The sequence below is a fragment of the Vibrio zhugei genome (assembly GCF_003716875.1).
Classification (GTDB): Bacteria; Pseudomonadota; Gammaproteobacteria; order Enterobacterales; family Vibrionaceae; genus Vibrio; species Vibrio zhugei.
Genome location: NZ_CP033078.1, coordinates 1,606,496 through 1,625,569, shown reverse-complemented (window position 1 = coordinate 1,625,569; position 19,074 = coordinate 1,606,496). Strand labels below are relative to the sequence as shown.

Sequence of the window (19,074 nt, the reverse complement as noted above, 5' to 3'; positions counted from 1 at the left end):
GAGATACTACTCGGCCGCGGTCGAGTCGGATCGCATTTTGTTAATTGACGTCTGAGAAGACGACAGATAGGTAAATAGATGAGCGAAAAGTTACAAAAGGTTTTAGCACGTGCTGGGCACGGTTCTCGTCGAGAGCTTGAAGCTCTTATTAGAGCAGGTCGTGTCAGTGTTAATGGCAAGGTAGCTGCACTGGGTGAACGCCTAGAAGATGATAACGCTGTTGTGCGTATTGATGGTCACACTGTGTCAATCAAACCGCATGAAGAAGAAGTGTGCCGAGTTCTGGCGTATTACAAGCCAGAAGGTGAGCTATGTACTCGCCACGATCCAGAAGGTCGTCGCACGGTATTTGATCGTTTACCAAAAATTCGAGGTTCACGGTGGATTTCTGTTGGTCGTTTGGATGCGAACACATCAGGTCTGTTGTTATTTACAACGGATGGTGAACTAGCAAACCGATTGATGCACCCAAGCCGTCAAGTTGAACGTGAATATTTGGTGCGTGTTTTTGGTGACGTTGACGAACATAAAGTTCGTAACCTCGTCACGGGTGTCGAGCTTGAAGACGGTAAGGCCCGTTTTGAAGATATCGTTTATACCGGTGGTGAAGGTTTAAACCATACGTTTTACGTTGTGATCAACGAAGGCCGTAACCGCGAAGTGCGTCGTTTATGGGAATCGCAAGATACCACAGTAAGCCGTCTAAAGCGTGTGCGTTACGGTGATATCTTCCTTGAGAAAAGTCTGCCACGTGGTGGGTGGATGGAGTTGACGTTGAAGCAAGTCAACTATCTGCGTGAACTGGTTGATCTTGCGCCGGAATCAAATACGATGCTGGATCAATCAAAAGACAATACCTCTCGCAAACGTGAGCGCTCGCGCAGTCAAAAAATTCGTCGCGCCGTACGTCGTCATGAAGAACGTGTGACGACGCCGAGTAAAGGGCGCGGCAGCAAGCCGAGTGATGCCGGCGGTCGTGGTCGAGCCAATAACGCGAAGACACAGACAGACGGTAAAGACTCAGGCCAGCGTCCAGCAAAACGTACGCCGAGAAAGCCGCAAGTGGGCAAAAAGCAGCGTCGTACTCGCCAATAATCGTATGATGGTGAGGTACAAATAATAATCCCGAGCTTAGGCTCGGGATTTTTTTATGTGCAAATAAGCTTAGGAACAGTGCGGTGATCGCACCATATGAAGAGACGCCACCTGCATACTAAGCACGCAGCTGGCGCCTCTGCCGCCTTTAGAGGGTTTGGTTCAGTTGGAAATAACGACCGCCTTGCGCCATCAGTTCAGTATGGCTGCCATGTTCCACCACTTCGCCTTCCTCAATTAAACAAATGCTGTCCATATGATCCAAATCGACTAAACGGTGGGTAATGAAGACCACTGTTTTGCCAGCAAAGTGTTGTTGGAATAGCGCAAGAATGTTTTTCTCAGTTTGCTTATCCAAGCCCTCAGTGGGTTCGTCGAGGAGTAAAATAGGTCCATCATGTAAAATCGCGCGAGCGATCCCAATACGGCGTTTCTCGCCACCGGATAGCTGACGACCGCCATCACCCACCCAGCCATCAAGCCCGGGCGCGTCCAATAATTTCTCTAAACCAACATTGATCAAAATACGCTGTAATTCGTCATCGCTGGCCTGAGGCTTCGCCAAAATTAAGTTATCACGCAGTGAGCCATTGAGTATATCGACCCGCTGACTCACGACACTGATAGCCGCTCGTAAATCGCTTTCAGCCCATTGTTTAAGTGGCGTTCCTGCGATACGAATCTCACCATCTTGTGTATCCCAATAGCGTGATAATAATTGCATTAACGTAGATTTGCCGGACCCGGTTTGCCCGACGATCGCGACTTTATGTTGTGCCGGGATGGATAACGACACCTGATTGACCGCTTTACGTTCGTCGGCATTATATCTGAAGGTGACATTATCAAAGTCGAGGGAAAACTCCCCAGAATGGGGGGCCGACTGATTTGGGAACACAACATCAGGTTCCGCCAGAATGACATCATTAAGGCGACGCGCGGAAGACAATGTTTGGCTTAAGTATTGGAATGCTCCTGCAATCGGCATCAATAACTCCACACTTGCCATGGTCGCAAACACAATCAAAGCGATGAGTGGGCTAGGGGGTTGTCCCCCGACACCGTCAGCAGATAACCACAACATCAGTACCATGGTCCAACCATTGGCTAGCATCAATAAAGCTTGAGCCAAGCCGGCAATGTGCGCGTTAATGCGCTGGTTATTAATGAGTTTATCTTGGGCTTCATTAATGGCTGTACGGTAGCGTGCTTCAGCACCAAACAAGGTCAGCTCGCTAAATCCTTCTAACCAATCCAGCATGGTAATACGAAAATCAGCGCGGTTTTGCGTCAGCTCTTGACCGTTTCGTTGACCTAGTTTGTAAAAAATGACCGGCCAAGTCAGCAGGATCGCTAATAAAATACCGCCTAAAATCAAGCCGAGACGTTCATCAAACCAGCACACCAGTACGGTGATTGATGCGATGCCTAAGGTGCCGACAACCACTGGGCTAATTAAGCGAAGATAGACATGATCCATGCTATCAATGTCGGCGACAACGCGGTTGAGAATATCGGCGTCTCGCAAGTTAGAAATACGACCTGGGATCAAAGGCGTGAGCTTTTGAAAGAAGAAAATACGCAAGTCGGTTAACAGCTTAAAAGTGGCATTATGACTGACAACGCGCTCGCCCCAGCGCCCCGCGGTACGTCCCATGGCAAAGCCACGTACAAAACCACTAGGAAGCATAAAATTGAAGGTTTCTTTGGCAACGGACAGTCCGGCTACCGCGGCTGCGGAGAGAAACCAACCGGAAATGGTTAACAAGCCAATTGAGGCCGCGAGTGTTGCAAAACCGAGCAGCATCCCGAGAGACAAGCCGAACCAATGTTTTTTATACAATTTGAGGTATGGCAGTAGTTCACGCATCGAGATTCCCCTTATCGGCTTCTTGATGGGCTTGGTTGGCGGCTAGCATGGTCGCAAATAACCCGTCTTTTTGTTGACTTAATGTTGTAAAATCACCGCTTTGTACCAGTCGACCATTGTCCAGTACAAGAATATGGTCCACGGTTTTCAACGGTGATAGCTGGTGGGTGACCAGCAAGGCGGTATTTTTCTGGATTTGAGTTTCTAATCCTTTCATCACAAGTTGTTCACTACGAGCATCTAAGCTTGCCGTGGGCTCATCCAATAGCCAGAAAGAACCATGCTGTAACATGGCACGGGCTAATGCTAACCGTTGCGCTTGCCCTACGGATAATCCCCCAGAGCGATCAGTAATCGCATAATCGAGGCCATGATACTGAACGAACTCCGCCGCAAAACTGCTTTCTAGTACGGCTTCAAGCTGCTCGTCACTGACTTGCTTGCCCATAGTGACGTTGTCACGAATAGTGCCGTTCAGTAATAGCGGATTTTGACCGACCCAACTGATGTAACGCCGCCAATCGGTATGACCCAGATCGCTCAGCTCTATACCATTGATGGTTAAGCTACCATCGTAAGGCATGAAGCCTAAGATGGCGTTAATAAGACTGGTTTTACCCGCGCCACTTGGACCAACCAGTGCTGTGGTATGGTTTTTACCAATCGTAAATGAGATAGGACCGACCAATTCATCGCCTTCTGGACTAAAGACTTTTAAATCTGTCGCGACAATCTCAACCGAATCGGTATCAGCCAGTGGCGTAGTGCCCGAGGTGACTTTACTGACATCAACCTCTAAAAACTCGACGATGCTCTCTGCCGCACCGACCGCCAACTGTTTAGCGTGATAAAACGTCCCTAAATCTCGTAACGGTTGATAAAATTCCGGTGCTAGAATCAGGATGAACATCCCAGAAAATAGTGTCACGCCTGCACCGTAATAACCAAAATCGAGTTTGTCGATAAAGCTAAAACCAAAGTACACAGCGGTCAGCGCAATCGCGATAGACGTGAAAAATTCCAATACCGCTGAAGATAAAAAGGCGATACGTAACACATCCATCGTGCGATTACGGAAGACTTCTGATGCCCCGCGCATGACTTCTGTTTCTGCATCGGCGCGATCAAACAATCGGATCGTTGTCATCGACTGTAATCGATCGTAAAAGTGCCCAGATAATCGGCGTAAAGCTTTAAAGTTACGACGGCCAGCGTCCGCCGCTTTCATGCCAACGAGCGCCATAAACAAGGGGACGAGCGGAGCCGTCAGTAAGAAAATTAAGCCTGCGGCCCAGTTGACTGGGAACACAACCACCAATATCACCACTGGAATCATGACCGATAACGCCATTTGCGGCAGGTAACGAGCAAAGAAATCATGCATGTTTTCTACTTGCTCAAGCGTGAGCGCCGCCCACGTTCCCGCGGGTTGGCCTTTAATGTAGGCTGGGCCAAGTTCACGCAGTTTATCCATGATGAGTTGGCGGATATAAATACGAATTTCTTCGCCACAGCGGAATCCAGCGATTTCTCGCGCCCATGAGCATAATGCTCGTAAGCCGATTAAGGCGAGAAGACCCAAGAAGTAGGGGATCAATTCCGATTTGTCTGTGTGGTCGATGATCAAGTCATGCAGTAAGGTGGCCAAGAGAGCGGCCTGTCCCACTAAAAACACACTCGATAAGACACCAAGGCCGATGGCAAGCATTAACCAGCGCTTGGCGAGTTTGCTTTGCGCTTTTAACCATTGGTTTAAGCTACGTTGTTTTTTCTTATCCATTATGAGGGCTTTATTTAGAAATGTAGGTTGAGCGAGCAGCTAGTATACATAAGAAAGCCCAGCGGTTATACCGCTGGGCTTTTTTGATTCACTGGAATACTGCAAAATAAAGTTACATTTAAGTTTATTTATTCAGCTTATTTATCAGTTAGGCTATCTAAATAACGCTCAGCATCTAACGCTGCCATACAGCCCGTTCCCGCCGAGGTGATTGCCTGACGGTAGTTATGGTCCATGACATCGCCTGCCGCATAAATTCCTTCAACACTGGTTTGTGTGGCATTACCGTTGAGACCAGAATTGACCACAATATAGCCGTTACTCATGTCCAGTTGGCCGACAAACATTGCGGTGTTAGGCTGATGACCAATGGCAATAAATGCGCCCATAACCTCAAGGTCTTCGGTCTCGTGTGTTTGGGTATCCTTGATGCGTACGCCAGTGACGCCCATCTCGTCGCCAAGAACCTCATCGAGGGTGCGATTAGTGTGCAGCACAATTTTCCCTGCTTCGACTTTTTCATAGAGACGGTCGATGAGGATTTTTTCTGCGCGGAAGGTATCACGGCGGTGAATCATGTGGACTTCAGACGCGATATTGGCAAGATACAGAGCTTCTTCAACCGCGGTATTACCACCACCGACAACGGCGACTTTTTGGTTACGGTAAAAGAAACCGTCACAGGTTGCACAAGCAGAGACGCCACGCCCTTTGAACGCTTCTTCGGAATCTAAGCCAAGGTATTTTGCTGACGCGCCCGTTGAGATGATGAGCGCATCACAAGTATATTCGGTGCTGTCACCAAATAAACGAAAAGGACGTTTTGAGAAATCGACGCGATTGATATGATCAAAGAGAATTTCGGTATTGAATTTTTCCGCGTGTTCTTTCATGCGATCCATGAGGCCAGGGCCGGTGAGATCGTCTGGGTCACCTGGCCAGTTTTCTACCTCTGTTGTTGTGGTCAATTGACCGCCTTGTTGCATCCCGGTGACGAGAACAGGGTTAAGGTTCGCGCGAGCGGCATATACGGCCGCAGTATAGCCAGCAGGACCTGAACCAAGAATTAATAGATTTGCATGTTTTACTTCACTCATGTGAGCTCCCATCTCTTAGATGCATGTGACTGTTGTTATCATTGTAAGGACTATATATGGGGTTGCAAAGCACATACAAGGGCACAACGAGAAAAATGTGCTTATAAAACCCCATATAGTGTAGCGATTTTATCTGGCCAGTCGTACAACTTTTACTTATATGGTAGGGCGTTATCGCATGTCGACAGTATCGGCCAGACATACCCGGTCTCCCCTCTACACGCTGTTTAGAAGCCATACCGAGTCCTTGGGTTTAGACGGTGGTCACCGTCACTTCATACGAGGTAAATTTACGCACGTTGATGACTCCAGTATCGAAAATTAAGTACTGGCCTTTGATGCCTTGTAAGGTGCCTTGCACTACTGGATTTTTGTCAAAGTTGTGAGAGACGATCTTACTTGGGTAATGGTCAACCGGATAGCGGATATCGGTAGTTTGTGTATGCAACTCTTCAATCGCATCTTCGCCAAAACGAGCACGGATTTCGGCAATTTTATCGTCTAAAAGAGGTCTTAGTTCGATGAAATGTTCAGTGAGTGACATGGGTGTCGCATCCATTTTTAATAGGGTTCGCCAATTGGTTTTATCCGCGATGTGTTTGGCGAGTTCCACTTCAATCAGTCCAGAAATATGACGGGTTTTCACCTTAAAAATCGGTAATCCTTGCATGGCGCCCTGATCTATCCAGCGGGTCGGGATCTGGGTATGGCGAGTGATGCCCACTTTTAAACCTGAGGTATTAGAGAGATAGACGAAATGGTCAACCATACAGTTTTTCTCGCCCCATTCTGGTTCACGACATGTGCCTTGATCGTAATGACATAGCTCAGGCTTCATAATGCACATATCGCAGCTCGCCAATTTTTTCATGCAAGGAAAACAATGACCTTGTGCATAGCTCTTTTTCGTTTTTTTACCGCAGTTACTGCAGAAAATATTGCCTGTGTGTTCCAAATGCAATTCGGTACCGATTAATGGGTTAAGTTCTACGAATTGCTCACCGACGGGAAGACGATAAGAGGTAACACTCCCAAGGTTGGCGTGCATCTTATGTAATACACCTGTTGCAGTAAAAGACATGACATTACTCATTATTGTTGATTTGCGGGCAATGTTACCAGAAGTCGGCGGGGGATAAAGAACAAATCCCCCGGTGCCAGCGCGAAATGTCTGCTAAGACGCGCTGGCGGCAGATGGGCTGAGTTGAATCGGATGTTTCGGGCCGAGGAATTTCGGCTGAGTGTTCATGATATATAAGTCAAACATGGCTTTTGCCCTCGCTAACACTTCGCGCAAACGAACGCTGTAACCAGAGTGATTGACTGGGCCGGGGACGGCCAGACATTTGGCATTGATGTCATGGTATTGCGCAATATAGAGCGCGCGCTCGCAATGGAACCCTTGCGTGATAATCAGAAAATGGTCTTCTGAAAAGATGCGTTTTGCTCGGACGATAGAGTCCAAGGTGCGAAATCCCGCATAGTCTAAATAGATTTTATCCTCAGGAATGCCCGACTTTAATAAATCACGCTTCATGGTCCAAGGTTCATTATAAGAACGGTGGGCATTATCCCCACTGAGCAGAAAGCCCGATAATTTGCCTTGATGATACAGTTTCACTGCCGCATCGATGCGGTTGGCATAATAGACGTTTAATATTTTTCCTAAATATTTACTGGTTCCGAGGACAACGCCAACTTGAAAATGTGACACGTCATCGATGTCATAAATAATGTTGTCTTGGGTTTGCCATGCCACCCAACGATCATTGGCGATTAAGCAGGCACCCAAAACGAGGAGACTCATGAGTCCCCAGAGAAAAATACGGCGAATTATCCTCCAACACTGGGAGAAAAAGGCGCCGAGCGGTATTAGATTTGACGGTTCTTTTGTGCCCATAGGCCAATGACAATAAAGCTCGCTAAAATAAGAATAAACATCATGCCTCGTTCCATGTTAGCGAGTGTCCGAGCTAAGTAAGGGCTTGCTTTTACAATGATTAATCCGTAACCAAACGCATTAATCAAAATAAACACCACGGTACGGACAATAAAATGTTGATGGCGCATCATACGACGTATTGCGTTATTGATTTCACCACCCAGCATGACAAGAAAACAGGCAATAAATGCGGTTGAAATATCGGAGACATAGGGTGCGATAAAGCGACCAGCAGGTGCAAAAAAATGTAGTAGTTCCATAGATATTTATCAATAAAAAAAAGCCCCAAATAGGGGCTTAAGATAACTTAAAAAGCAGTTCGTTTGTAGCGGCGATACTCTGGCTGCCAGAAGTGCTGGTCAATGGCATCGATGATCGCTTTCTCAGAACGTTCAGGCGCGACACCTTGTTCAATCGCTTTTTTCGCGACAGCAAGGGCAATTTTCTTCGATACCGAGTGAATCGATTCCAGTGGTGGAAGCAATGCGCCATGACCATTAATGGCTAATGGTGAGGTTTCTGCTAGCGCGCGGCTGGATTCTTGCAGCATTTCGTCGGTAACACGTTTTGCATTCACCGCTAACACGCCAAGGCCAATCCCCGGGAAGATATAGCTATTGTTACACTGGGCAATCGGGTAAGTCTTACCATTGAGAACGACGGGTTCGAATGGGCTACCTGTTGCGACCAATGCTTCGCCATTTGTCCACGTAAGGATGTCTGCAGGCGTCGCTTCAACGCGGCTGGTTGGGTTAGACAATGGGAACACAATCGGGCGCTCACAATTGGCGTGCATGGTTTTGATCACGTCTTCACTGAACAGACCAGGCGCACCAGAAACCCCGATAAGTACCGTTGGCTTCGCTTGACGAACAACGTCGATCAATGAGTAGCCATTGTTGCCTTCAGATGTCCAATCTTTGGTGTTCGCTTTGGTTTGTACCAAGCGTTGTTGGAAGTCGAGTAGGTTAGGCATACCTTCTTCAAGAAGACCCCAACGATCCACCATGTACACTTGTGAACGTGCTTGTGAATCTGAAATGCCTTCCGATACCATTTGTGCGATGATGGCTTCTGCAATACCACATCCGGCTGAGCCGGCACCCACGAAAGTAATACGCTGTTGTGATAACTTGGTTCCTGCTGCTTTACAAGCGGCAAGTAATGAGCCGACTGCAATTGCGGCTGTGCCTTGAATGTCATCGTTGAAGCAGCAAACGCGATCTTTGTAACGCTTCAATAACGGCATAGCATTTTTTTGCGCAAAATCTTCAAACTGGATCAACGCATCCGGCCAGCGACGTTTCACCGCTTGAATGAATTCTTCAACAAAGGCATCGTATTCGGCACCAGTAATACGCGTATGACGCCACCCCATGTACATTGGATCGGCAAGACGTTGCGGGTTATTGGTACCAGCATCTAAGACAACTGGTAACGTGTAGGCTGGGCTGATACCACCACAAGCGGTGTACAGTGCCAATTTACCAATTGGGATACCCATACCGCCGATACCTTGGTCGCCCAGACCAAGAATACGTTCGCCGTCGGTCACAACAATGACTTTGACGTTTTGGTTTGCCGCATTGTTTAAAATATCATCAATGCGATCGCGGTTGGCATAAGAAACAAAGACGCCACGTCCACGGCGATAGATATTAGAGAAGTTTTCGCAAGCTGCACCCACGGTTGGGGTATAGATGACCGGCATCATCTCAGAAATGTGGTTTTGGACAAGGCGATAAAATAACGTTTCATTCGTATCTTGTATGTTACGAAGATAGATATGTTTATCCATATCATTTTCAAAGTTGCAGTACTGTTGATAGGCACGGACAACTTGTTCTTGGATGGTTTCTGTTGCTTCAGGCAATAGCCCTTCCAAGTTAAAAGATACACGCTCTTCTGCGGAGAAAGCGCTGCCTTTGTTCAATAATGGTGTACTCATTAGAGCCGCACCAGCATAGGGTAAATATAGTGGACGTTTATCGTTGTTCATTTTTGGCCTTAAGGGGGATATTGAAGACGCGAAAATCATACGGATAACCGATGAAGTTGTAAATAGAAAGCCTTGGTGGAAATAGGATTATTTCCGGTGTTTTGTCTAATAAGTCGCCAGTTTATCGGCAAAACTGCTAGCACTCGCTGAAAAAGCGGATGAGTACTGATGGTTCTATTGACAATCTCACCATGAAACGAGAAATCGCTCCGTTTTCATTGTAAACGTTATCATGTGGTTTTGCTCGGATTTAAGCGGATGGAAAATCGTATCTCAGTGGGCGAAGAAAGAGAATGTGATAATTTTGTGGTAACGTTTACACAATGTGTCGATTCTCACAGAATCACGGAGGTAAGCCCGTTAAACTAGTGTAAATGAGGATGAGTTGTCTCCAGAGAACCAGACGTCATATCGATTGACAGGTAAGCGCTGAGAACGATTTATCGATACCCATTATCACAGCTATGCGTGCGTCATAGTTGAGTACCACCAACGAAAGAGTAACCTTCATGGCAGAGTTGACCTTTGATCCTGTTGAACACCCCCATCGCCGTTTAAACCCGTTGACTGGACAGTATGTACTGGTCTCGCCACATCGAGCGAAACGTCCATGGAGTGGGCAAAATGACCTCGCCCCGACAGAGTTGTTGCCTGACTATGATGCGGAGTGTTTTTTATGTCCTACCAATACTCGAGTGTCCGGTGATGTCAATCCGGATTATTCAGGAACCTTTGTCTTTAAAAACGATTTTGCCGCGCTCCAGCCTGATACTCCAAGCGCTCCAGCTCGTGATAATGCTTTGTTCCATTGTGAAGACGCACGCGGGTTAAGCCGCGTCATCTGTTTTTCACCGGATCACAGCAAAACGCTACCGGAATTATCGCTTAACGCGATTCGGGGCGTGATTGATACGTGGGATGCGCAGATTGCTGAATTAGGGCGTGATTATGTCTGGGTACAGGTTTTTGAAAACAAAGGCGCGATGATGGGGTGTTCGCAGCCACATCCTCATGGCCAAGTGTGGGCAAATAGCTTTTTACCGAATGAAGTCGCTAATAAAGAACGGCATTTACGTGAGTATTTTGCAAAAAATGGACGTAACCTGCTGATGGATTATGTTCAGGCGGAAATAGAGGATGGGGCTCGAACCGTCGTCGATACGCAATATTGGTTGGCCGTGGTGCCGTATTGGGCGGCCTGGCCATTTGAAACTTTATTATTGCCTAAAATGCCTGTACGTCGTATGGCTGAGTTAACTGGCGAGCAGCGCGATGATCTCGCGCTGGCGTTAAAGAAACTGACCAGTCGCTATGACAATCTTTTTCAGTGCTCGTTTCCCTATTCGATGGGATGGCATTATGCGCCCTTTTTTGAAGAAGGGAGTGTGCTTGATCATTGGCAGTTGCACGCCATGTTCTACCCACCGCTCTTGCGCAGTGCAACCGTAAAAAAATTCATGGTGGGCTATGAAATGCTGGCAGAATCGCAACGTGATCTTACCCCAGAGCAAGCGGCCGAACGCCTACGCGCAGTTAGCGATGTACACTTTAATGAACCATCGTCATCCTCCTCGTAACCAGTTTTTGTCAATTTTTATAGAGTAAATCAATTATGTCTGAACCAAAACATATTGTGTGCGACACGTTTCAACGCGTTTTCTATTATCAACCTCAGTCGTTGATCCATGCTCCAGGTCGCGTCAACCTGATCGGTGAACATACCGATTATAACGATGGATTTGTTTTACCATGTGCGATTGACTATCACACTGTCGTGGCAGCCAGTCCTCGTCCGGACCGCATCGTGCGGGTTGTGGCGTGTGATTATGATGATGAACAAGATGAGTTTGATCTGGATGCGCCGATCACGTTTATCGAAAACAAGCTGTGGGCGAATTACATTCGTGGCGTGGTGCAGTGTTTAATCACGCGTGGTTATGCCTTGTCTGGCGCCGATCTTGTAATAAGCGGTAACGTGCCACAAGGGGCGGGGCTCAGTTCGTCCGCAGCGTTAGAGGTCGTGATCGGACAAACGTTTAAGACATTGTGTCAGTTGCCCTTATCACAAAGTGAGATCGCTCTTATCGGCCAACAAGCCGAGAACGAGTTTGTCGGGTGTAATTGTGGCATCATGGACCAATTAATTTCGGCGCAAGGTCAACAGGATCATGCATTATTGATTGATTGCCGTTCATTGGACACACAGGCGATTCCGATGCCTTCTGACGTTGCCGTTATGATCATTAATAGCAACAAGCAGAGAGGGTTAGTGGACAGTGAATACAATGCGCGCCGACAACAATGTGAAGAAGCGGCGCGGCATTTAGGTGTCAACGCTCTGCGTGATGTTACGCTTGCCGACTTTGAGCGCCAGCAAGATCAACTCTCGCCTGTTGTTGCCAAACGGGCACGGCATGTGATTTCAGAAAACCACCGTACAGAGTTAGCCGCGAAGGCGCTGGCGGCCGGTGATTTGGCGCAGATGGGAGAGCTCATGGAGCAATCGCATCGCTCAATGCGTGATGATTTTGAAATCACGGTTCAAGAAATCGATACGCTCGTTACGATCATTAAAGAGGTCATCCATTCGCAAGGGGGCGTGCGTATGACGGGCGGCGGATTCGGTGGATGTGTGGTGGCTTTAGTGCCACCGCATCTCGTCGAAGCAGTGCGTCATGCTGTGACGACTCAGTATCATGCGAAGACAGGGTTAAAAGAGACCATTTATGTGTGTAAAGCGGTCAATGGGGCCGGTTGTTTGTGAGCGTGTGAAGGACTTTTTTTCGAGCAAGAACTTGCTTCATAGGCAAACTCTTGCTCGCTGAGACAATACTTTGCCTACGTTTGTGTAAAATAACTCGCTAAGTGATTGTTTTCTGGTTTTTCATCATAGGTGCGATTCTTGCAAGTTATATGAATTCGCGCGCTAGCGAATTCATATTATCGACAGAGACGGCGGAGTGCCGCGTTCTAGAAAACGATCAATAAGGAGCAAGTATGCCAAATGCAGCACGAGTAGGGGATATTGACACCGGACACGGCTGTTTTCCACCCACCTCGATTACCGCAGGCAGTGGCGATGTATTTATTGACGGAATTGCTGCTGCACGTGTTGGCGATCCGTTAATGCTTCATGCGTGTCCATGTCCAACTATGCCACATGGTGTGCACGGACGTAGTATTGCCGCAGGCTCTGGTACAGTGAAAATCAATGGTCAACCCGCTGCCCGTATTGGCGATGCGATTGATTGTGGCGGGAGTATTGCAGTGGGATCCGGCACGGTCATTATTGGTTAGTGTTTGTTCATTGTATGGAAATAAAAAACCAGCCTCGGCTGGTTTTTTTCTAGGCATAAATGCGTGATCAGAGTAATGACTTGACCGAATCTCTTTTCACCATTGTCGGGGCGTACTGCGTTGACATATTCGGATCCAGCGGTTTGTTCTCGGCGAGTGTTAACGCAATATGCGCCGCACGTTCAGCCATCACATGGATAGGGTAGCGTACTGTCGTTAGGCGTGGCTTCACATAGCGCGCAATTAACCCATCATCAAAACCGACAATCGACATTTGCTTGGGAACGTCAATATCATTGTCATCCAGTGTTGAGAGCGCCCCAGCGGCCATATAATCGTTATAACCGACGACGCCCGTAATTGGCAGTGACCGATTTAATAGATTGGTCATGGCATCTTCACCCCCTTCTAAGCTTGGTGAGCCATAACTGATATAGTCTTCCGGTTGTGCCAAACCATAATCTTTTAGGGCCTGACGATAGCCATTGATGCGTTTTTCGACATCTTCAATATTGTGATTTGAAGCGATACACGCAATATGCTTATGCCCATGGCGAATCAAATACTCAGTGGCTAAATACGCCCCTTGAACATTATCTAACGATACGCAGCGTTCTGCGATTGCGGGAATATGTCGATTAATGATCACCATTCCTTTGGCTTCGTTGGCAAAGGCGATGAGTTCGTCATCAGACAGTGCTTTGGCATGCACAACGAGCGCATCACAACGATTATTGATCAATAACTCTAATGCTTGTCGTTCACCGTCGGCTGAATGGTAGCCATTACCAATCAGTAGGTGCTTACCGTGCTGATGTGCCACCGTATCGACCGCTTTGATCAGTGTGCCAAAAAACGGATCGGAGACATCGGCCACCAACACGCCCATGGTTTGGGTACTTTGGCTGACTAAGGCTCTCGCAGTCGCATTTGGTCGATAGCCAAGCTCCTGCATGGCTTTTGTCACGGCATCGATGGATGCGCTGCTGGCTTTAGGTGATTTATTGATAACACGTGAAACGGTGGCAACAGAAACACCGGACAATTTTGCCACATCTTTAATGGTTGCCATGGAGAGGACTCAATATACATTCAATGGAATAATTAAACACTTTTCAGTGGATTAAGGCAAATTTCTTAGTCACAAGTTTCCACAAAGTTGTTGGCGTTGGCCTGTTGATGCCATGGTGATACTGGCGACAGGACAACCTTGCGCGAGTGACCACCGAAAAAAGAGAAGCGATTGCTTCTCTTTATTCTGGCGTATACGTATTGGCATATACGAACTTAATGGTCGATCAATTGATATTCTTTATCCAAAATATCGATGATTTCTTGTTTGGGATTGGCACTGAGTGGTATCGCTTGGCCAATAATTTTTTCGGCAATACCAAGATAAGTACGTGAAATATCCATTAGTGCCTCATGGGGTAGGGCATTGTCACGAGCCAACGCTTCACGCTCTGGCATGCGCTCTTTGTTTAGCAAAATATCTGGGTCAGGGAAGTAACGCAATAAAAACTGGCGAAACCCTTCTTTAGAGTTTTCAATAATCTCACCTTTGGCATAGGCATGACCATCCCAAATACGCGAGGAATCTGGCGTGCCGACCTCATCCATATAGATGAGCTTTTCTTTGCCTTGCGCATCGGTGATATAACCGAATTCGAATTTAGTATCGACAAATAATTGGTCAATATTGGCCAATGCGTCCCTGATCACACTAAAACCTTGCTTGAGGAGCGTTTCGTAGCGATCAATATCGCTGGGCTGAGCAAAGTTAAACGCTTGGTAGTTCGCTTCAAGATCATGGCGAGTGATGTCGACATCGTCGGCTTCCGGTACGCCCGGAATACCACGCAGAATGCCTTTAGTCGATGGCGTGATTAACAGTTCATCGAGGCGAGCGTCTTTTTGTAAGCCATCGGGTAATTCAATGCCACAGAAAGTTCGTTCGCCTTTTTCATAAGCTCGCCACATTGAACCGGTAATGTATTGACGGCATATCGCTTCTACTTTTACTGGTTTCGCCTGCTGTACGATCCACACGAAAGGATGAGGAATATCGACGATGTGACTTTCGGCAAGTCCATGCTGTTTGAAGCATTCAAACCAATGATTTGAGATTGCATTTAGTGCTGCGCCTTTTCCTGGTACACCGTTTAAACCGCCTTCAGCGTGCCAAACACAGTCAAATGCCGATATGCGGTCACTAATGACCATGATCGCCAATGGCGCATTGGGAGCCACATTGTAGCCCTTTTCTTGAATAAGCCGCTGGCTATCTTCTTCGGTTAGCCAATACACGGAACGAACTTTACCGCTGTGTACGGGAAGGCGGGTGCGAATCGGGAGGTCGTCGTTGACGGCAAGAACTTGTTCAGCAAGACTCATGAGACATTCCTATCAGATGTAAAATGGCAAAAGCGTCACCATCACGCACTCAGGCGAGATTGACTATGCGCATGATACCAGAAACACATAAGGCTTCCAGAGAAAAAGCAAACGTTTGCTTTTTCTCTGGGTATTTTTCTTTATTTTGACGAGCATTAGCGCGGTGGCATTGGATGAGCACGCCAGTTGAGCGGCGGTGGAATAAGCCCTTCCCACAAAAACTGTTAATGCAATGCCTGGGTCGTGGGCGAGACAAAAAACACTTCGCACTGATGTTGTTTACCTTTCGTAATTAACAACTGTCGAAGCGCTGTAGGAATGCGGTGTGATGCGACTACAGCACTTGCCGTACCACTGCGAATCGCTTGGAGAACCGTATTGACTTCATCATGACGCTGTGACGGTTTCATGTGAATGACTTTATGGAAATCAACGTGATAAGAGCTTAACTCACTGATTTGAGGACGTGGACACTCGGCAGTATATAAGATCCATTGACGCTGATTAGAAAGCAGTGCCAAACGTTGCATCATTGAGGAAGCTTGAACAGATAACGCAGGGTGAGCGTGTAAACCCGTTGGCAATAACGAAGTCATTGAGTCATTTGAATGAAGCATAATACTGGTTTCCTATACATACTGTATGAATAAACAGCACTGTGTTTTTATGGCATGATCAAGTCTTTTTTGTTGGTTTTTTGAACATGGATCGTGTTTGTTTATTCAAAGGAAGGCGGCAGGCTGCGGGCAAAAATAGAGGGATTGATGACGTTATTGGCGATTTAAAGTCTTAGCAGAAAGCGGCGACGCGTTACTGTGCACTGGCGCTAGCGGCGTTGGGCCAGCAGATATTTTACTGCATGGTTCAGGCGTTTCATTTCTTCATCACTGCCTTTCATATCGGGATGATAAATTTTACACAGTTGTTTGTAGCGAATTTTGATGGTTTTATTATCAGGCAATGTGGTGGGGGTATAGCCAAGGATCGCGCAGGCTACGGCCATTTTTTGACTGTGGGGTTCATTAGGTTGGGGCGGTGACGACGGTGCGGATTGTTGTGCCAATTGTTGTTGCAGTTCTTTATGGCTTTTTTGCAGCAGCTGTAATTGTCCAAATAGACGCTTTAACTGCTGTTTTTGTTGTTTAATGGTTTTGGATTTTGTCAATAACTCGCCTGCCTGTTCGGCGGCGCGTTGTTTCATCGCGTGCTGATAGCCTTGCGTTTGCTGTCGCTTCATTCGCATAAACCCAAGTAATGCCATCCCCAATAAGATTACGAGTACAATCAATAGATTGGAACGTGAGACATAACCGGAAGTTTCGAGCTGGTCATCGGTTTTATCGGCGCCACTTGTGGCAACTGGCTCCGTGACCGCTTGTTCTAGCTGATTAATTGACGCGACTTGACGGGCGCGCTGTTGATTAAATTTCTCTTCCAGCAACTGAGCGTATTTTTTTTCCGCACGGGGATCGCTGGTACTGGCAATGTGGTACCAAAGCTCAGCGAGTACGCTTGTGGGAATAGAGGCTTGCTTGAGGTTCTCATAGTAACTCCCAAGTTGAAACGATGCCTGTGGCGCGCCCTTTAGGGCTAAGCGAGTGAGCCAAAATTGTACTTTCTGTGAATCTGGGGCTGTCCCATTACCGGTTTGATATGCCGCAACGAGTTGCTGCATCGCCTTGATATTGCCTTGCTCGGCGGCTTTTTCAAACCAGAACACAGCTTGTGAAGGGGAGGCACTCACCTGTTCACCTTGTTGATAGGCAAGCGCAAGTGCATATTGGGCTTGGGCATCATTGGCGTCTGCTTGACGCTTAAGTACGGCGAAATCAGCAGCATACGCTGAGCTGGCAAAGAAGACACTTACGATGAAGATCAGTTTCAACACGGATTCACTGCTCACTGGTTGACTAAGAATACGGTATCGGTTTTTTCGCGAAAAACCAAAGTGGCGCGGAAAACACACCACTAAGTCAATAAGGATAGAGGGTCTGAGCGGGTAATGCCATTGCTCGCGAGAAAGAGCAGGGTTTAGGAAGACGTCCGTTTGAGCATTTTCGGTTTTTGAGCTCCGTCGACCGCTCGATTGACTGACAGTCGGCGACCTTTCTTTAATCCCACCTCATAATCATCGGTCAGGTTTTTAATCGCTTCGCTCATCTGTTTTTTGAACGTTTCACGGTCAATATTTTCAAATTCTTTATCAATGTAATTATTGATTTTATTGGCAGACTCTTCATCTGGGGCAATTTCAGGCAGCTTTTCTAGCGCCCCTTCAATCCAACCTGAGATAAAAGAATTAACACGTCGTGTGACTTCGTTGGTCGAGGTGCCTGATCCAGAAAAACTATTTCTAAATTGACCTGTTTGCTCATTCAATTCGCGATAGACAATATCAAACGCAAACGCTGCAAAAATAGCACGGTCTGCTTCGCCAATAAATTCACAACGTTTCAATCCTTTATGATTGAGTAATACCGCTTCTACACCGAACTTGGTGTTAATCCCGCGAATGATGCGCAGAATATTAGAAGAGATATTAGTGGGTAACAGATGTGTCGATTGGGTTTTCCCCATTTTGATGAATTCGATATCATCTTTATCCAACCCATACTTCACCATTAAGCGGTGCGCCATTTTTATCGCGCTGGCTGCTTCGTTTACATTGGCAGAATTACCCAATTCAAGACATTTGGCGATTCTTTTAAGTGCTTTCTGTTTATCCATAGGCTTGCTAAAAACGATCTTAGGCAGTCGGAAAAGTCCGGTATTTTACCGTTTTTGCATGAGAATATAAAGGGGAAGAGGCTGCTCGTTGACCAAGCAGCCGGTAACTGGATGAAATTAAATACCTAACTCATCTAATAAATCAGAATTCAAATCATCGACATCTTGTTTGGAAGCGGCGGTATTTTTGGCCATGGTTTCTTGTGTCGCTGCTAGAATATCATCAGGACTTTCATCTTGTTGGATTTCAAAGTCTTCTAATTGGATAAATTCGGTTTTATCCATGGCAAGTTCAAGATAAAAAATATTGTTTTTCTGAGTAGAAAACGTTACACGACGCGCTTGCGGGCGGTCTAAGTTGGTATCAACCGATAAGTTGACCTGCTTATTGAGGCACAACATTTTAGGTTGGTTTTGGGTTATGTTGGTTTGGAGCTCTTTACGGACTTTATTGGTGAAGTCACCGACAAGCTGGTTCATCAGTTCACCTAGCACGTCACCCACTTCATCAGAGGTGTGCAAAACAGCAAGTTCGTCTTCCGGGATGCCCATATTGATCATATAACTTGAGTAAAGCTCTAAAGCGGCTTTGGCGGTAAAGTTGATCACCACTAACCCTGAAAATCCACCATCAAAGAGTACGAAACAACCAAAGTCGGGTTTGAGCGAGGTTTTTGTGATTTTTTGTACCATCGCTGAATAGCTGACTTTCTCGTTGGTAGCAGAACTTAGAACGGTTGAAACTGACTGACAAAGCTTCAACAGAATGTCTTCAGTGGTAATGGTTTTGTTTTTTCTCATTATGGTAACCCGTTAATTCGATTTATGATAAAAATTGAAAGTAGACAACATCTTGTATTATAGCATTTTTTG

17 protein-coding genes are annotated in these 19,074 nt (G+C 46.7%); 4 read left to right on the top strand and 13 right to left on the bottom strand.

Annotation, left to right across the window (positions count from 1 at the left end; all coding sequences use genetic code 11):
* Positions 1-78: 78 nt before the first annotated feature.
* Entirely contained in the window at positions 79-1,095 is a 1,017-nt protein-coding gene (gene rluB, locus EAE30_RS12755) for a 23S rRNA pseudouridine(2605) synthase RluB (protein ID WP_123016258.1), read from the top strand.
* Positions 1,096-1,243: 148 nt separating this feature from the next.
* Here the strand turns inward: rluB and cydC are convergent, their stop codons facing one another.
* The 7 genes from cydC to EAE30_RS12720 form a co-directional block, all read right to left on the bottom strand.
* Positions 1,244-2,965, bottom strand: a complete 1,722-nt coding sequence (gene cydC / locus EAE30_RS12750; RefSeq protein ID WP_123016257.1) for a heme ABC transporter ATP-binding protein/permease CydC — start codon at positions 2,963-2,965, stop codon at positions 1,244-1,246.
* Positions 2,958-4,745, bottom strand: coding sequence for a heme ABC transporter permease/ATP-binding protein CydD (gene cydD, locus EAE30_RS12745; protein ID WP_123016256.1), 1,788 nt, complete (start codon positions 4,743-4,745; stop codon positions 2,958-2,960). Before cydD ends, cydC begins: the two co-directional genes overlap by 8 nt.
* A 137-nt stretch (positions 4,746-4,882) precedes the next feature.
* A complete protein-coding gene (gene trxB / locus EAE30_RS12740; protein ID WP_123016255.1) occupies positions 4,883-5,842 on the bottom strand; it encodes a thioredoxin-disulfide reductase in 960 nt (319 codons plus the stop codon).
* A gap of 253 nt (positions 5,843-6,095) precedes the next feature.
* Positions 6,096-6,923 (bottom strand): DUF2797 domain-containing protein, encoded by an 828-nt coding sequence (locus EAE30_RS12735; protein WP_123016254.1) that lies wholly within the window; start codon positions 6,921-6,923, stop codon positions 6,096-6,098.
* A 93-nt stretch (positions 6,924-7,016) separates the two neighbouring features.
* Positions 7,017-7,649, bottom strand: a complete 633-nt coding sequence (locus tag EAE30_RS12730; protein WP_123016253.1) for a SanA/YdcF family protein — start codon at positions 7,647-7,649, stop codon at positions 7,017-7,019.
* A 65-nt stretch (positions 7,650-7,714) separates the two neighbouring features.
* Positions 7,715-8,044, bottom strand: a complete 330-nt coding sequence (locus tag EAE30_RS12725; protein ID WP_123016252.1) for a DUF3392 domain-containing protein — start codon at positions 8,042-8,044, stop codon at positions 7,715-7,717.
* Positions 8,045-8,091: 47 nt separating this feature from the next.
* A complete protein-coding gene (locus EAE30_RS12720) occupies positions 8,092-9,783 on the bottom strand; it encodes an NAD-dependent malic enzyme (protein ID WP_123016251.1) in 1,692 nt (563 codons plus the stop codon).
* A 509-nt stretch (positions 9,784-10,292) separates the two neighbouring features.
* On the opposite strand from EAE30_RS12720, the gene EAE30_RS12715 reads away from it, so the two are divergent.
* The 3 genes from EAE30_RS12715 to EAE30_RS12705 all read left to right on the top strand — a co-directional run bounded on the left by EAE30_RS12715 (position 10,293) and on the right by EAE30_RS12705 (position 13,080).
* Positions 10,293-11,360 (top strand): UDP-glucose--hexose-1-phosphate uridylyltransferase, encoded by a 1,068-nt coding sequence (locus tag EAE30_RS12715; RefSeq protein ID WP_123016250.1) that lies wholly within the window; start codon positions 10,293-10,295, stop codon positions 11,358-11,360.
* A gap of 35 nt (positions 11,361-11,395) precedes the next feature.
* The gene (galK, locus tag EAE30_RS12710; protein ID WP_123016249.1) at positions 11,396-12,547 is read left to right on the top strand and encodes a galactokinase; all 1,152 of its coding nucleotides are present in this window, start codon (positions 11,396-11,398) and stop codon (positions 12,545-12,547) included.
* Positions 12,548-12,780: 233 nt separating this feature from the next.
* Positions 12,781-13,080 carry a type VI secretion system PAAR protein gene (locus EAE30_RS12705; protein ID WP_123016248.1) on the top strand — a complete coding sequence of 100 codons (300 nt, stop codon included), beginning with the start codon at positions 12,781-12,783 and terminating at the stop codon, positions 13,078-13,080.
* A gap of 67 nt (positions 13,081-13,147) precedes the next feature.
* Here EAE30_RS12705 and EAE30_RS12700 read toward each other — a convergent pair whose 3' ends face one another.
* From EAE30_RS12700 to EAE30_RS12675, 6 genes are all read right to left on the bottom strand, one after another.
* A complete protein-coding gene (locus tag EAE30_RS12700) occupies positions 13,148-14,152 on the bottom strand; it encodes a substrate-binding domain-containing protein (RefSeq protein ID WP_123016247.1) in 1,005 nt (334 codons plus the stop codon).
* Between the two features lie 215 nt (positions 14,153-14,367).
* Complete coding sequence (locus EAE30_RS12695) at positions 14,368-15,474, bottom strand: phosphoribosylaminoimidazolesuccinocarboxamide synthase (protein WP_123016246.1); 1,107 nt, start codon at positions 15,472-15,474, stop codon at positions 14,368-14,370.
* Positions 15,475-15,698: 224 nt separating this feature from the next.
* A complete protein-coding gene (locus tag EAE30_RS12690; protein ID WP_123016245.1) occupies positions 15,699-16,091 on the bottom strand; it encodes a hypothetical protein in 393 nt (130 codons plus the stop codon).
* A gap of 209 nt (positions 16,092-16,300) precedes the next feature.
* Entirely contained in the window at positions 16,301-17,362 is a 1,062-nt protein-coding gene (locus EAE30_RS12685) for a J domain-containing protein (RefSeq protein ID WP_164711859.1), read from the bottom strand.
* 143 nt (positions 17,363-17,505) lie between these two features.
* Positions 17,506-18,201: a DUF2786 domain-containing protein gene (locus EAE30_RS12680; RefSeq protein ID WP_123016243.1), complete on the bottom strand. Its 696-nt coding sequence runs from the start codon at positions 18,199-18,201 to the stop codon at positions 17,506-17,508.
* Between the two features lie 117 nt (positions 18,202-18,318).
* Complete coding sequence (locus EAE30_RS12675; RefSeq protein WP_123016242.1) at positions 18,319-19,002, bottom strand: DUF3334 family protein; 684 nt, start codon at positions 19,000-19,002, stop codon at positions 18,319-18,321.
* Positions 19,003-19,074 lie beyond the last annotated feature (72 nt).